15 protein-coding genes are annotated in these 14,325 nt (G+C 72.0%); 8 read left to right on the forward strand and 7 right to left on the reverse strand.

The features are described from left to right. Window positions 1-3 precede the first annotated feature (3 nt). From KIK06_RS29350 to KIK06_RS07615, 3 genes are read right to left on the reverse strand one after another with little or no spacing between them, the layout of a single operon-like run. On the reverse strand, window positions 4-294 hold the full coding sequence (locus KIK06_RS29350; protein ID WP_442789749.1) for a hypothetical protein: 291 nt from the start codon (window positions 292-294) through the stop codon (window positions 4-6). Beyond that, entirely contained in the window at window positions 291-1,136 is an 846-nt protein-coding gene (locus KIK06_RS07610; protein ID WP_017597532.1) for an ABC transporter permease, read from the reverse strand. Before KIK06_RS07610 ends, KIK06_RS29350 begins: the two co-directional genes overlap by 4 nt. A gap of 58 nt (window positions 1,137-1,194) precedes the next feature. Beyond that, window positions 1,195-2,220 (reverse strand): ABC transporter ATP-binding protein, encoded by a 1,026-nt coding sequence (locus KIK06_RS07615; RefSeq protein ID WP_268642573.1) that lies wholly within the window; start codon window positions 2,218-2,220, stop codon window positions 1,195-1,197. 181 nt (window positions 2,221-2,401) lie between these two features. On the opposite strand from KIK06_RS07615, the gene KIK06_RS07620 reads away from it, so the two are divergent. The 5 genes from KIK06_RS07620 to KIK06_RS07640 all read left to right on the forward strand — a co-directional run bounded on the left by KIK06_RS07620 (window position 2,402) and on the right by KIK06_RS07640 (window position 7,953). Next, window positions 2,402-2,563: a cinnamycin family lantibiotic gene (locus KIK06_RS07620; RefSeq protein ID WP_268642574.1), complete on the forward strand. Its 162-nt coding sequence runs from the start codon at window positions 2,402-2,404 to the stop codon at window positions 2,561-2,563. 156 nt (window positions 2,564-2,719) lie between these two features. Next, entirely contained in the window at window positions 2,720-5,308 is a 2,589-nt protein-coding gene (gene lanL, locus KIK06_RS07625) for a class IV lanthionine synthetase LanL (RefSeq protein ID WP_268642575.1), read from the forward strand. Between the two features lie 95 nt (window positions 5,309-5,403). Next, a complete protein-coding gene (locus KIK06_RS07630) occupies window positions 5,404-5,802 on the forward strand; it encodes a RidA family protein (protein ID WP_017597528.1) in 399 nt (132 codons plus the stop codon). A gap of 157 nt (window positions 5,803-5,959) precedes the next feature. Continuing rightward, window positions 5,960-6,919 carry a helix-turn-helix transcriptional regulator gene (locus KIK06_RS07635; protein WP_268642576.1) on the forward strand — a complete coding sequence of 320 codons (960 nt, stop codon included), beginning with the start codon at window positions 5,960-5,962 and terminating at the stop codon, window positions 6,917-6,919. A 107-nt stretch (window positions 6,920-7,026) separates the two neighbouring features. After that, window positions 7,027-7,953, forward strand: a complete 927-nt coding sequence (locus KIK06_RS07640) for a GNAT family N-acetyltransferase (RefSeq protein WP_442789750.1) — start codon at window positions 7,027-7,029, stop codon at window positions 7,951-7,953. Window positions 7,954-7,986: 33 nt separating this feature from the next. On the opposite strand, the gene KIK06_RS07645 is transcribed toward KIK06_RS07640, so the two are convergent. Next, window positions 7,987-8,994, reverse strand: coding sequence for a Gfo/Idh/MocA family protein (locus KIK06_RS07645; protein ID WP_268642578.1), 1,008 nt, complete (start codon window positions 8,992-8,994; stop codon window positions 7,987-7,989). 129 nt (window positions 8,995-9,123) lie between these two features. Between KIK06_RS07645 and KIK06_RS07650 the strand changes: the two genes are divergently transcribed. After that, complete coding sequence (locus KIK06_RS07650; RefSeq protein ID WP_017601445.1) at window positions 9,124-9,504, forward strand: hypothetical protein; 381 nt, start codon at window positions 9,124-9,126, stop codon at window positions 9,502-9,504. 1 nt (window position 9,505) lies between these two features. Here the strand turns inward: KIK06_RS07650 and KIK06_RS07655 are convergent, their stop codons facing one another. Genes KIK06_RS07655 through KIK06_RS07665 form a run of 3 tightly spaced genes read right to left on the reverse strand, consistent with a single transcriptional unit; the run spans window position 9,506 to window position 12,625 of the window. Beyond that, entirely contained in the window at window positions 9,506-10,483 is a 978-nt protein-coding gene (locus KIK06_RS07655) for a DUF4097 family beta strand repeat-containing protein (RefSeq protein WP_268642579.1), read from the reverse strand. A 46-nt stretch (window positions 10,484-10,529) separates the two neighbouring features. Then, on the reverse strand, window positions 10,530-11,240 hold the full coding sequence (locus KIK06_RS07660) for a response regulator transcription factor (protein ID WP_268642580.1): 711 nt from the start codon (window positions 11,238-11,240) through the stop codon (window positions 10,530-10,532). Further along, the gene (locus KIK06_RS07665; protein ID WP_268642581.1) at window positions 11,228-12,625 is read right to left on the reverse strand and encodes a sensor histidine kinase; all 1,398 of its coding nucleotides are present in this window, start codon (window positions 12,623-12,625) and stop codon (window positions 11,228-11,230) included. Before KIK06_RS07665 ends, KIK06_RS07660 begins: the two co-directional genes overlap by 13 nt. A gap of 134 nt (window positions 12,626-12,759) precedes the next feature. Here KIK06_RS07665 and KIK06_RS07670 point away from each other — a divergent pair, with 134 nt between their 5' ends. Beyond that, on the forward strand, window positions 12,760-13,449 hold the full coding sequence (locus tag KIK06_RS07670; protein WP_327084675.1) for a (2Fe-2S)-binding protein: 690 nt from the start codon (window positions 12,760-12,762) through the stop codon (window positions 13,447-13,449). A 277-nt stretch (window positions 13,450-13,726) separates the two neighbouring features. Then, window positions 13,727-14,323, forward strand: coding sequence for an HD domain-containing protein (locus KIK06_RS07675; protein WP_268642583.1), 597 nt, complete (start codon window positions 13,727-13,729; stop codon window positions 14,321-14,323). The last annotated feature ends 2 nt before the right edge of the window (window positions 14,324-14,325 follow it).

Genomic DNA, 14,325 nt, shown 5'->3' on the forward strand with positions numbered 1-14,325 from the left:
CGCTCAGGCCGCGTCGTCGAGCGCGGCACCCACATCGCGGCGGGCCCGCTCGTAGGTCAGGCCGTGGCCGACGACCACGGCCGCCACCGGTTCCGGCAACCCCTGGCGCGACGGCGCCAACAGGATGTGCCCTGAACCGACGGCCTTGTGGCGCAGGGCGATCGCCTCACGCAGGCTCAGTTCCAGGACCTTCTTGGCCTGGGGGGCGAAGGCGCCGCCCCGGAGACCCCGCCCGCGGGACCGACCTTGCCCCCGCCCCCGGACACACGGGGCGGGGGCCGAAGCGGACCTCACTGATCTGGCCGCGAGAACCGGCGCGCCGCCACGACCAGGCACAGCACCGCGAAACCCGTCAGGACCGCCAGCTCCACCGAAACCGGCACCCGCGACCCCCATACCTCCAACCCCTCGAACAGCCCCGCCGGAGCCTCACCGAGCAGACGCGCGGCCAGGACGTGACGCGCCGCGTCCACCGCGTAGGTCAGCGGGTTCAGCGCCGTGAGCGCGTCCAGCCACGACGGCAGACCACTGAGCGGGAAGAACGCGCCCGACAGGAACACCAGCGGCCCCAACAGCAACCCGGTGACCGCCTGGAAGGTCTGCGGGTTGGGAAGGGACACCGCGAGCAGGGCCCCGAGCGACGTCATCGCGAACGCGGCCAGCGCCAGCACGGCCACGAAGGACGCCAACAAGACGGGGTCGTAGGGCACCTCGGCGGCGCCCGCGAACACCAGCAGCACCGCCCCATGGCACGTCGCGGTGGCCGTGCCCGCCAGCACCTTGCCCAGCAGCAGCGACTCGCGGCGCACCGGGGCCACCAGCATCTCCCGCAAGAACCCGAACTCGCGGTCCCACAGGATCGAGGCGCCCGCCGCGAACGCGGGGGCCTGGATCGCCATCACCAGCACCCCCGGGAAGAGGAAGGTGACATACCCGATTCCCGTCTCCCCGTCCGGGACCACCGCTCCCAGGCCGATGCCGAGCGAGACCAGGATCAACAGCGGCTGGAGCAGACTGATCACCAACCGCAGGCGCTCGCGGCCGAAAGTGATCATCTCCCGCTGCCACACCGCGCCCACGGCGCGCGCCTCCCCGGCCAGACGTGTGCCGACCTCCCGCGGCGACGCGTTGATCATCGCGTCCTCCCCCCAGCCGTCGCCGCACCGGCTGGCGGTTCGGTCACGGTCATCGATTTCATGAGTCATCCCCGGTGACGAGCGGCTCCGTGGCAGCGGTGCCCTGGTCGGCGACGCTGCGCCCCGTGTAGTGGAGGAACACGTCGTCCAGGCTCGGCCGGGACACCGTCACGGAGGTGACCGCCCCCTCCAGGGCGGTCACGATCCTGGGCAGCATGGCCGCCCCGTCCTCGGCCTGCACCACGACCTGCCCGTCGACCACCGTCGGGCGCACACCGAGACCGTCGGCCAGGGTGAGGGCGTCGCGTTCGGGGGCCTCGGTGCGCACCCGCACGCTGTCGCGGCCGATCCTGGCCCGCAGCTCCTCGGGGGAGCCCAAGGCCACGACGCGGCCGTGGTCGAGGATGGCCAGCCGGTCGCAGTGGTCGGCCTCGGCCAGGTGGTGGGTGGTCAGCAGCACCGTGGCGTCCGACTCGCGGCGCATGCGGTGCACGTGGTGCCACACCTCCGCGCGGCTGTGCGGGTCCAGGCCCACGGTCGGCTCGTCCAGGAACAGCACCCGGGGCTCGTGCAGCAACCCGCGCGCGATCTCCAGACGGCGCTTCATCCCGCCCGAGAGGGTGCCCACCAGGCTGCGGCGCCGGTCGGCCAGGTCGGTGAGCGCGAGCATGGCGGTGACCCGCTCCCGCGCGCGGCGTCGCGGCACCCCGTACAGGACGGCGTGGATCCGCAGGTTCTCCTCAACGGTGAGCTTGTCGTCCAGGGTGGTCTTCTGGAAGACCACCCCGATGGAGCGGCGGACGGCGGCCGGCCGGGTGCGCACGTCGTGCCCGGCCACCCACAGTCCACCGGCGGTGGGCCGTGTCAGCGCGCACAGCATCGCGATCGTGGTCGACTTCCCGGCGCCGTTGGGGCCCAGGAGACCGAAGATCTCCCCCGGGTGCACGAGGAGGTCGAGTCCGCACACGGCCTCCACACCAGGGAAGGTCTTGACGAGTCCCTCGGCCCGGATGGCGGGCACCCGCGGTGGGGATTCGGGCGTGGCGGCCTGACGCATTGCGGCCGTCACTCCCATTGAGGGCATGGGGGGAGTTTCGGGTTTCAATTCACTCCTCATGGGGCCAAACCGGACGCGACCTGGTGGCCAGGTGGGTTGATCCGGTGACCGAACCGTTTTCCACGCATCACAGGGGGGATTGAAGTCTTCGGCAAAGCTACACGAGGTAGCTCGCCTCTCACAATCAGTAGCCGAACGGGAGGAACCCATGGCCATGCAGGACCTGCCCCGCGACGCCGGAACGCTCGACACCACCCCGCTCGTCTCCCTCGGAGCCGAAACCGAACTCCTGTCCGACCAGCTCAACCTCGACTGCATCCGCACCTGCATCAGCGGCTGGACCATCCGCTGCGACGGAGCCACCTTCTGACGCACGCATGCGTCTCGACAGCACGGACGTGAGCCGACCCCACACCCGGCCACGACCACGCCGCCCCGGCCCCCGCCGGGGCGGCCCCGCACGGGGTGGCCGCCCCGAACACGACGGCCACCCCACCCCCGACCCCACCGACGAGGGAGACCAACGGTGCGCGAGCACGACAGCACCCGCACCCGCACACCCGCGCTGGAGGAACGCCTGCGCCGGGCCGGACGCGTCATCACCGACCACACGACCTGGACCGACGTCACCCTCCCCAACCTCGAACTGCCGCCCCAGGGCTGGAAGATCCACATCTCCGCCCGGCCCACGACCCTGGTCGAAACCCTCGGCCGCGCTCTACCCCTCCTGCTGCGGACCCCGTGCCGGTTCAAGTTCGCCCGCACCACCGAAATCCTGCGCGAACTCAACTCCCACCGCTCCCGCCCCGGCGCCGTGGGCAAGGCCGTCACCGTCTACCCCCCACGCGAACACTTCACCGACCTTGCCGAGAAACTGGCCGCCGAACTCGCCGGCCTGGAGGGACCACGCGTCCACAGCGACCGCAGGATCCGCCCCGACGCGCCCGTCTACTACCGCTACGCCCCCTTCGAGGCCACCCACGCCACCGACGACAACGGCGATCTCCACCTGGTCGTCCACGACGACCAGGGGCGCGCACGGCCCGGCGGAGCCGACGGCCGCTACCACGCGCCGACCTGGATCCCCGACCCCTTCACCGGACGCCTGCCCGCCCCCGAGACGGCGGCCCCCTCCCCCGTCCTGCTCGGCGGCCGCTTCCTGGTCCCCGGCGCCATCGCCCACACCGCCGCGGGCGGCGTCTACCGCGCCACCGACACCACCACCGGGCAGGCGGTCGTGGTCAAGGAACGCCGCGCCCACACCGACGAGGACCCCACAGGAACCCGCGACGCCCGCCACCGACTCCGCGCCGAAGCCGCCGTCCTGCGCCGCCTGGAGGGCATCGACGGCATCCCCAGCGTCGTGGACCACTTCCGCCACGGCGCCGACGAGTTCCTCGCCACCACCGACCTCGGCCCCCGGGACCTGCGCACCGACGTGGCCACCCACGGCACCCACACCACCACCGGCCGGGACCCGGACCGCCTCGCCGTCCGCCTCAGCCGCCTGGTCGACGCCGTGCACGCCCGCGGCGTCCTCATCCGCGACCTGGCCCCCAAGAACGTCGTCATCACCGAGCAGGGCCACCCCTGCCTGGTCGACTTCGAGATCAGCCACACCCTCGACGCCCCCGACCCCCACCCGCCCCGCGGGTGGACCCCCGGCTACTCGCCACCGGAACAGGAACACGGCGCACCCGCCCGGCTCGAGGACGACCTCTACTCCCTGGGCGCCACCCTGCTCTACGCCGTCACCGGCGTCGACCCACCCTCCCGCGCGACCCGGGCCGTACCCGACGACGGCCGGGCCCGCACCATCCTCGCCGCCCTGGGCGACCGAACCCCCGCCGTGGCCGGAGTGATCCCCGACCTGATGTCACCCGACCCCGCACGGCGCGTCCACGCCATGGAGCTGCTCCGCTCGGGCCACGCCCCCCAACCTCCGAGCGCCGACCCCCGCTACACCGTCACACCCGCCGGAGTGGACGCGCTCGTCACCACGGCATTGGACCAGACCCACGAGACCGCCCGCGCCCTGCTCACCGGCCGCGACCGCTCCCCCGCGGGCGCACCCAGTCCCACCAACCAATACCAGGGGGCGGCCGGGATCGGCGTGGAACTCCTACGCCACCACGACCCCCGCTCACGCTCCCTGGCCCACGCCCTCGCCCACTGGACCTCGGGCTTCCTGGCCCTGCGCCCCACACCACCCGGGCTGCAACTCGGCTCCTGCGGCACGGCCGTGTTCCTGGCCACGGCCGCCCGCGAACTCGACGACCCCACCCTCACCGACGCGGTCCGCCCTCTGGCCCGAACCGTTCCCGAGACCGTCTCCTCCACCGACCACACCTCCGGCCTCGCGGGGATCACCCTGGCCCAGCTCCACCTCTGGCGCCTGACCGGAGACCAGACCCGCCTCGACCTGGCCCGGCGCGGCGCGCGGCTCCTCATCGACACCGGATCCGCCGCCACCGTCCGCGCCTGCCCGCCCGACCCGGACGACCACGACGCCACCACCTCGCACCTGGGCCTGGCCCACGGCCTGGCGGGCGTGACCCACGCCCTGCTGTGCCTGGACGCGGCCGTCGGCGACCCCGCCGCCCGGGCCGAGGCCACCGCCGGCCTGGAGGTCCTCGCCCACCTCCTGCCGCCGCTGCTGGAACAGGCCGACCACGCCACGGCCCGCCCCATGACCCTGGCGTCGTGCCAGGGCCTGGCCGGCATCGGCACGGTCCTGCTCCACGGCGGCTCCCACACCGGCCAGCCCCATCTCACCGAGCTCGCGGTGAGCGCCGCGCGCCGCTGCCGCGCGCACGCGCCCCGGGTCGCCGTCACCGGTCAGTGCTGCGGCCTGGCGGGTGTCGGCGAGTTCCTCCTGGACACCGCGACACACACCGGGGACACCGCCCACCGCGACGCCGCCCTGGACGTGGCGGGGCTGATCCTGGTGCGCTCGGACGGCACCCCCGACGCCCCGGTCTTCCTCGACCACACCCGCGAACCGGGCGGCGGCTGGGCCAGCGGCGTCGCGGGTGTCCTGGCCTTCCTGCGCAGGCTGGCCCGGGGCGGACCGCGCGACTGGTGGGGCGACATCCCCCACGCCCCCGACATGTGATCACCACGACACCGCCGCCACACTCCGCTCCACCGGGAACCAGGCCGTCACCGGGACCGTTGCCAGTGCAGTCAACGACGACACGGAGGTGGAGTTTGAGCGCGGTCACCCTGATCCGCAACGAGAACCTGACCCAGCACGTGGACTACGCCTACGCGGCCACGGCGCCCGAGGCCGGGACCGTGGTGTGGACCGCCGGGGCCTGCCCCCTGGACGAGGACGGCGCCACCGTCGCCGTGGGCGACTACGCGGGCCAGGCCGAGCAGGTGATGCGCAACCTGCGCACGGCGCTCCGAGGCGCCGACGCGGACCTGACCGACATCGTCAAGACGACGGTGTACGTGGCCTCCAACCGCCAGGAGGACCTCGTGGCGGCCTGGGACGTCGTCCGCGCCCACATGGGCGACCACGACGCCCCCAGCACACTGCTCGGCGTGGCCGTCCTCGGCTACGACGACCAGCTGGTCGAGGTCGAGGCGGTCGCCGTCGTCTGAACCGGCGCGTCCGGAAGCCGGGTGGTTCCCACGACCCCAACGGGTGGAGGACAGTTGCTGTCCTCCACCCCTGGCAGACTGCGGGCACACCCCATTTCACGGCGGGGCCCGCGGGTCGCACGCGCGACCTCTCCGCCGTCCGCCCCGGAGGAGCCCGATGAAAGCGACCTCGGCCCGCCTGCTGCGTCTGCTGTCCCTGCTCCAGACACGCCGGGAGTGGCCGGGCGCCGACCTCGCCGACCGCCTGGAGGTCAGCCCGCGCACCGTGCGCCGCGACATCGACCGCCTGCGTGAACTCGGTTACCCCATCGAGGCCGCCATGGGCACCGGCGGCGGCTACCAACTGGGCGCCGGAGCCGCCCTGCCGCCCCTGCTCCTGGACGACGACGAGGCCGTCGCCGTCGCCGTGGGACTGCGCACCGCCGCTCAGGGCGGGGTCACGGGGATCGAGGAGACCTCGGTGCGCGCCCTGGCCAAACTCCTCCAGGTCCTGCCCTCGCGCCTGCGTCGCCGGGTCGACGCCCTGGGCGCCTTCACCGTCCCCATGCCCGCCGCGGGACCGGTCGTCGACGCCGACACCCTGGCGCTGGTGGCCGCCGCCTGCCGCGACAGCGAACGGCTCAGGTTCGACTACCAGCGCCACGACGGAAGCCCCACCCGCCGCACCGTCGAACCCCTGCGCCTGGTCGCCCGAGGACGGCGCTGGTACCTGGTGGCCTGGGACAACGACCGTGACGACTGGCGCGCCTTCCGCGTGGACCGGATGCGGCCCCTGACGCCCACGGGTCCACGCGTTGCGCCCCGCGACCCTCCGGAACAGGGCGTGGCCGCCTACCTGGCCGAGCGCATGGACGTGCACATGTGGCCGAACAGGGCGCGGATCCGCCTGTTCGTGTCCGCGGAGGAGGCCCACCGCCGCGTCGGCGAGTGGTTCGGCCACATCGAACCGGTCGACGAGAACGCCTGTGTCCTGGTGTGCGCCGGGAACTCCATGCTCCACATGGCCTGCTACCTGGGCATGCTCGACATGGACATGGAGGTGGAGGAACCTGACGAGCTCCGTGAGCAGATGGCACTCCTGGCGGCCCACCTCCACCGCGCCTCCACCGGGTTCTGACCCCCGATACGGCGCCCCGAGGGCCGCGTCCGACACCGACTTCGGGAAGTAGCCCACGCACCCCCACCAAGGAACTACGCTAAGGAGTTAATTGCCTCCGTAGAGTAATGAAAGTAGGGGTGTGCGTGCCCACCCGACCCAGGTGCCCCGAACTGCGGCACCTCAACTGCCCGCCGACCCTCCACGACCTGGCCCCCGGCTACCGCGTCGCCCGCTGGGACCACCCCCGCGCCCTCTCCGCCCGCAGCCGCGACCGCCTCCACATCACCCTGCGCGACCTGGCCGAACGCGCCTTCGGAGCCGACCACTCCGGCTACTGGCACACCCGCGTCCAGTCCGGCTTCTTCGACCGGATCACCACCCTGGCCCTCATCCTCGGCCCGGACGACACCCCCGTCGGATGGGGCGGCTACCACCGCCTCCGCCTGGCCTCCCGGCGTTCCCTCTACCTGGACGCCGCCGGCGTGGTCCCCGCCCACCGCCGCTTCGGCCTGTCCACGGCGCTGATGACCCACTTCCTCACCCGGGAAGTCCTCGCCCACCCCCTGTCCAACACCTATGTGGTCCTGCGCACCCGCCACCCGGCCGTCTACGCGGGGTGGCGCAGGGGCCTGGGCACCCGCCGTGTCTTCCCCGACCGGCACCGCGCCCTGCCCAGTCTGGTCCGCCGTCTGGCGGGAGAGGCCGCCGAATGGCTGGGCGACGGCCCGCGACTGCACCCCGACACCCTGGTCGTCCGCGACGCCTACCGCATGTTCGACGGAGACATCTACGGAATCCGACCGCGCAGCGGGGACACCGGCATCGACGACTACTTCGACGACACCGTCGGCCCCAAGGACGCCGTCCTGGTCGTGGCACGCACCAACGTCCACGCGCTCGCCCGCGTGGCCGCCGCCCGACGCCTCCGGGCACGCCTGCGCCACCGCACCGCGAACGGCACCCGTCCCGCCCCCGACCACACCGAGGACGTCAGGACCGCGACGCCCACGGGCGCGGGCGCCTCCGGTCTACTGTCGACCCCCCGGACCTGAGAGGGCGGGGTCCGCGCCGCCGCCGAGAACCGATCAGCCCGCGACCGCCTCAGCGCCCTCGTCGACGAACCCGCCGACGTCACGGACCAGATCCATCAACCGCGCCAACCGCAGACTCTCCGACCACGGCATGTCCGGGCTCTGGGTCCGCCCCTCGGCCACGCGCCGCGCGACCTCTTCGACCTCGTGCACATAACCGTTGCCGCGGTAGGGGCGGTGGAACACCTCCGGTTCACGGCCGTCACGGTGCACCGCCACCTCGGTCGGCGCCCACGTTCGGTCCAGCTCCAACCACCCCTCGGTGCCCACCAGCACCGCGCGGCCCGGCATCGTCGAACGCGACGCGCAGCTCAGCGTGGCCGAAACCCCGCCCTCACCACGGGCCAGGACGGTGGTGTGGGTGTCCACCATCCGGTCGGGGGACAACTGGCGGGTCGCCCCCACCACCGTCAGTTCCCCCAGGAAGTCGGTGGCCAGCGCCAGCGGGTACACGCCCAGGTCGAGCAGGGCTCCGCCGCCGAGCTCGGTGTTGAACAGCCGGTGGTCGGGGTCGAAGGGCACACTGATCCCGAACTCCGCCGACAGCGAGCACAACCGGCCGATCATCCCGTCGGCCACCAGGTCACGGGCCAGCCGATAGGCGGGAAGGTAGCGGGTCCACATCGCCTCCATGAGGAAACGGCCCCGGGAACGGGCCACCGCCACCATCTCCGCCACCTGCAGGGCGTTCATCGCCATCGGCTTCTCCACGAGCACGTGCTTGCCCGCGTCCAGACACGTCAGCGTGTGCGGATGGTGCCCCGGATGCGGGGTGGCCACGTACACCGCGTCCACGCCCTCATCGCGGGCCAGCTCCGCGTAACCGCCGTGGCTCACCGGGATTCCCCACGCGTCGGCGAACTCCCGGGCCCGCCCGGCCGAACGCGACCCCACCGCCGTCACCCGCCCCGTGGGCGTCTCCTGCATCGCCTCCAGGAAGGAGTGGGCGATCCCACCCGTGCCGATGACGCCCCAACGCAGCACACCTTCGCCATCCGTCATGACGCCAATCCTAAAAACCCGGTCATGTCGTGGTCGAGTGGGGGATGCCGCTCGGTTTCGGCGCCCAGGACCCGTACGGTGTCGGAAGGATCGCAGGGCCGCTCGCGCGGGTCACCGAACGGAGGGGGAATGTCGGACACACTCGCCCAGAGGATGGGGGTGCGTCCCGGGGACCGGCTGCTCGTCCTCAACGCGCCCGAACGCTACCTGCGCCTCCTGGAGCCACCGCAGGACATCCACATCGACCTGGGTCTCATCGAGGGCGCCGACTACGACGACATCCACCTGTTCGCCCTGGACCGGGGCACGGTCACCCGCGAGGCACCCACGGCCATGGACGCGGCCGGTCCCCGCACCCGGCTGTGGATGTGCTTCCCCCAACGCGGCGGCACCATCATCACCGACCTGACCGCCGACCAGGGATGGGCCGTGCTCCGCGAGGCCGGATGGCGCAGTACCGCCCAGGTCCCCATCGACTCGGACTGGGCGGCGCTGCGCTTCGAACGATGACTCAGGACTCCCTGACCTCCACCGAACCGCTGCCCGTGTTGACCTCGATGCGAGCCCCGGCGTCAGAGGAGGTGTCCACACCGATGTCACGCCCTCCCGTCCCCGACTCCCCGGTCACCGCGTAGGAGCCCTCAGGGACCCGCAACCGGACCGAACCGCTGGTGGAGTCCACCGACAGCAGCTCGAAGGGGGCGTCCGTGCTCACCTCGACGCCGCCCGAGGTCGTCGACACCTCAGCCGACGTGAAGCCTCCGCCCACGACGACGGCCCCGCTGGTGGCCTCAGCCTCCACCACCCGAGCGGTGAACCCCGACACGTCCACGGCGCCGGAGACCGACTCCACGTCCAGTGACTCCCCCGACCCGGAGGCCGCGATTCCGCCCGAGACGGTCTCGACCGCGACCGAGCCCTCCACACCGGACAGCTCCACACCGCCGGCGGTCGAGGAGACCGACACGTCACCGACGTTGTCGCTCACCATCACCGCACCGCTGGTGCTCGACAGGTCCAGCGCACCGTTGACGTTGTCCACCCGGATCCGGCCGCTGGTGGTCTCCACGTCCACCGACGTCCCCTCGGGCACCGCGATCTCGTAGTTGACCTCGCACATGCCGAGGAACGGCACGCCCTCGCACTCGGCGTTCAGGGACAGCTCCTCCCCGCCACCCGCGTCGATCTCCTCGTGGGGGGCCTTGAGCGGACCGCCTCGCAGGCTGCGGTCCACGGTCACCTCGTTCCCGTCAGTGCCGACGAGGACCACCTCGCCGTCGGTCTCGTTGTCGACCTCCAGGGAGGCCACGCCCGGGAACGAGTCTCTCCGGCTGTCCCGGTCCACGGCCACGTTGCCCAGGACCGAGACCACGGTGACGCCGATCAGCACCACCACGAGCACGGCGCCCAACAGCATCCACGGTCCCGCCCGGAACCCGCCCGGCTCCTTGCTCGACGAGGCGTACAGACCCCGTGCCTTGAATGTCACGTCGTTTCCCTCCCGGAAGGCCCACGCCTTCCTCCGTGTCGTCGGATCAGGTCTGTTCGCCGCCACGCAGGTACCGCAGGACCGCCTGGACCCTGCGGTGGTCGTGGTCGTCCTGGCCCAGGTCGAGCTTGGTGAAGATCGAGCGGATGTGCTTTTCGACCGCGCGCTCGGTCACGGTCAACCGTGCCGCGATCCCCGCGTTGTTGAGTCCCTCCGCCATCACCTCCAGCACCTCGGCCTCCCGAGGGGTGAGCCGCTCCAGGGCACTGTCACGACGACGGCTGAGCAGCTGGGAGACCACCTCCGGGTCGATGGCCGCTCCCCCCTCCGCCACCCGGCGCAGGACGGTGAGGAACTCCTCGATGTCGGCCACCCGATCCTTGAGCAGGTAGCCGACCCTGGTGGAGCCGCCGCCCAGAAGGTCGGCCGCGTACCGGCTGACCACGTGTTGCGACAGCAGCAGCACCGCCACCCCCGGGTGTTCCCGGCGGATGCGTATCCCGGCCTGGATACCCTCCTCCGAGTAGGTCGGCGGCATACGGATGTCCACCAGGCACAGGTCGACGTCGGGGTGGGCCGCCACCGACTCCAGCAGGGCCTCGGCGTCCCCCACCTGGTCGACCACCTCCACACCCGCGTCCTCCAGAAGCCGGGCCATACCGCTGCGCAGCAGCACCGAGTCCTCGGCGATGATGACCCGCGGGCCCGCCTGGGACCCGCCCGTACTCGACGTGCCGTGCACGTTCACGCCTCCCATGGGATGTCTGCGGTCAGGGTGGTTCCCCCACCGGCCGGACTGTGGACGGTCAGTGTTCCGTCGACGGCGTCCACACGGTCCCACAGCCCGTACAGACCGCTTCCGCCCTCGGGATCGGCGCCGCCGGAGCCGTCGTCGGCCACGGTGACCCGCAGCAGGAAACCGCCCCGTGCGGCCAGGGCGGCCACCCGCCGGGCGCGCACGGCGACCCGCTCCGCCGAGGCGTGTTTGGCCACGTTGGTCAGTGCCTCGCACACCACGTAGTAGGCGACCCCCTCGGCCCGGTGGGAGGGGCGCTCCTCGAGCTCCACGTCGACCTCCACCGGGACCGGTGACCGTCCCGCGGCCACCGGCAGGGCGGAAGGCAGACCGTGGTCGGTGAGCACGCGGGGGTGCAGGCCCCGAGCCACCTGACGCAGCTCCTCCATGACCTCCTTGGACTCCCGCTGGGCCTCGGTGATGAGTTCCAGGGCGCGGTCGGGGTCGCGCGCCAGCTGGGTGCGGGTCCGGGTCAGGGTCATGGAGAGCGCGAGCAACCGCTGCTGGGCTCCGTCGTGCAGGTCCCGCTCGATCCGCCGCCGCTCCGCCTCGGCGGCGTCGACCATGCGCAGGCGGCTGTCCTGGACGTGCATCAGCCGACGGATGACCCGGACCTCGGGAGCGTCTAGGTGCAGGGCCCGGTGCAGCATGACCTCCGTGGCCACCAGGTACGGTGCCAGGCTCAGCCCGGCCAGGGCCGCGAGAGGCCCGGCCACGACCAGGCCCAACAGACCGGCCACCTCCCCCGGCGAACCCAGGACCAGCGCGTACATCACGCCCAGGAGCGCGCCCGCCGCCCCGGCTCCGCCACCCACCACCAAGGCCACCACGAGCGCTCCCGACAACAGGGCGTGCACACCGGCGACGACGCTGCGCCCCACCCGGGTCCAGGCCTCGCGGCCGAACAGGAACCCCACCACCCGCCTGGGGACGCCGTTGGAGGGCAGGGGATCGGGTGGTTGACTCTCCACGATCCCGAACACCGCCCCCAAGCGGCCGTGCTGCACCCGGCACGCCAGCCTGGCCAGTGGGGACGCCGTGACCGCCAGCAGGACGGCGAGGGGCGCCCACGGGAAGACGGGGACGGGGCCGACCGACGGCGGGTTGGGCAGCCAGGGCAAGATGAGGGTGAGACCGATCCAGGTGGCCGACAGCACGAGCACCAGACCCGGCAGCAGGTAGAGCGGGGCCAGTGTGAAAGACGTCATCAGGTGCAGCACCGCGACCATCCGCACCCGCCAGGTCCTCCCGTAGGCTTCGGCGGCATGGGACAGGTTCGCCAACGCGGACACCAGGGACTCGCTCTGGCCGTCCGTGGCGGTGGTGGGGATGTCGGGGCCGGTCACAGAACAAACGTAGTGATCACGGCCCTCCTACGACGAGGCCGTCAGCACGTGGAGTCACGGTAGTGACAGCACCACCGGGAAGGGGAGGCGCGTCCGGTATGGCTCACGTTCGGGTAAGGCCGGTCTTGGCCGAGGTGGGACGGATCAACATGCTGTTCCGGCTGGAGCGGGAGGCGCCGGGTCCGCGGTGGCGTGCGCTGGACGGGTCGGGTGCCTCCGAACGCGTGATCGCCGCGGAGGTGGACCGGGTGCGTGCCCAGCTCGCCGCGATGTCGGGTCAGGGGCCCGAGGACGTGGAGTGGCGGGTGGCGGCGTCGATCCTCCACCAGGGGCTGGCCACGCGGCTGCTCTCCCCCGTGTTGGCCGCCGGACTGTGCCATGGTGTCCTGCTGGACGCGGCACGATTCCACCACGATCCCGGGCGTGAGGGCCCGGTGGTGCTGCGCACGGACCAGGAGTACGCCGAGACCGCTCCCGTCGGGGAACTGGCCGACTGGGTCGAGGAGACCGTCGTCGCGGGGGTGATGGGCCGCATCGCCCACGTCCTGCCCAAGGTCGGCAGGGTCGCGCCCGGACTGTTGCGCGGCAACACCGCGGCGGCCCTGGCCGGTTCGGTCCGGGCGCTGGGGGCCGACCGCCCCAGTGTGCGCCCGGCAGCGGAGGAACTGGCGCGCACCCTCTTGGCCCGTCCGCCGCTGTCCGGGACCGGCGGGTACACGGGGACGGACGCGGAGGGGCTGGCGGTGTTCCGACGCACCACGTGTTGCTTGTACTACCGGCTGCCCGGATACGGGATGTGCGGCGACTGCGCCCTGCGCCCCTGACCGCGGGGCGCACTCCCCCATTGTCCGGTGCCCGGGGCGCTCCAACTCTGCGCGTGCGCCACCCGTCACGAAGAACGTGGTGGTCGATTTCCGTCCCCAAGGCGCACACCGCCGGTATCCGGCCGCGAAGAGTCAGGACCGATTCCGCCCGGAGGCCAATGCGTTCCGCTCGCCTTCCGGTGCGAGTCACGCATTGATATGGTGCCGGCGACGACCGATGGACTCCCCGCCTTCGGGCGTGGTAACGGCGACGCCGGGGCGGGGTAGTGTCGTGGCCATGCGCATTCCGACGGACGCCCGGATCCGTGACCTGCACGAGAAGTACGCCCCCACACCCGAGGCGTTCGCACTCGTCCATCGGCACTGCCGGATCGTCCGCGACATCGCCGAACGGTTGCTCGAACGCTGCCCGGAGGGCCTGGACGCCGAGCTCGTGCGCGCCGGCAGTCTCCTCCACGACATCGGTGTGTACGCGCTCTACGACGACTCCGGCAGGATCGACCACGCGAACTATGTCCGCCATGGAGTACTGGGCCGCGACATCCTCGCCGAAGAAGGGTTCCCCGAGGAAATTCAGCGTTTCTGCTCCTGCCATACAGGCGTCGGTGTGAGCCGTTCGGACGTTCTCAACCAGGGGCTTCCCATTCCGGTCGACGACTATCTGGCGGAATCCCCGGAGGAGGAGCTCGTCATGTTCGCGGACAAGTTCCACAGCAAGACGGATCCGCCGGTCTTCGTTTCGCGTGCCTCCTACGAAGAGCGACTTCGACGTTTCGGTGAGAACAAGGTGTTGAGGTTCAAAGAAATGGTCGAAAGATTCGGCGAACCCGATCTCGCCCCGATCATGGCAACCTACGGCGATCCACTGGTCTGACC

Origin of the sequence: Nocardiopsis sp. EMB25 (genome assembly GCF_026797795.1) — a bacterium.
Classification (GTDB): domain Bacteria; phylum Actinomycetota; class Actinomycetes; order Streptosporangiales; family Streptosporangiaceae; genus Nocardiopsis; species Nocardiopsis lucentensis.

What these genes read in the sequence shown, in the direction of transcription:
- KIK06_RS07610 (WP_017597532.1), bottom strand. Translation starts at nt 1,136, where the DNA reads ATGATCAACGCGTCGCCGCGGGAGGTCGGCACACGTCTGGCCGGGGAG.
- KIK06_RS07615 (WP_268642573.1), bottom strand. Translation starts at nt 2,220, where the DNA reads ATGCCCTCAATGGGAGTGACGGCCGCAATGCGTCAGGCCGCCACGCCC.
- KIK06_RS07620 (WP_268642574.1), top strand. Translation starts at nt 2,402, where the DNA reads ATGGCCATGCAGGACCTGCCCCGCGACGCCGGAACGCTCGACACCACC.
- KIK06_RS07635 (WP_268642576.1), top strand. Translation starts at nt 5,960, where the DNA reads ATGAAAGCGACCTCGGCCCGCCTGCTGCGTCTGCTGTCCCTGCTCCAG.
- KIK06_RS07640 (WP_442789750.1), top strand. Translation starts at nt 7,027, where the DNA reads ATGAAAGTAGGGGTGTGCGTGCCCACCCGACCCAGGTGCCCCGAACTG.
- KIK06_RS07645 (WP_268642578.1), bottom strand. Translation starts at nt 8,994, where the DNA reads ATGACGGATGGCGAAGGTGTGCTGCGTTGGGGCGTCATCGGCACGGGT.
- KIK06_RS07650 (WP_017601445.1), top strand. Translation starts at nt 9,124, where the DNA reads ATGTCGGACACACTCGCCCAGAGGATGGGGGTGCGTCCCGGGGACCGG.
- KIK06_RS07660 (WP_268642580.1), bottom strand. Translation starts at nt 11,240, where the DNA reads ATGGGAGGCGTGAACGTGCACGGCACGTCGAGTACGGGCGGGTCCCAG.
- KIK06_RS07675 (WP_268642583.1), top strand. Translation starts at nt 13,727, where the DNA reads ATGCGCATTCCGACGGACGCCCGGATCCGTGACCTGCACGAGAAGTAC.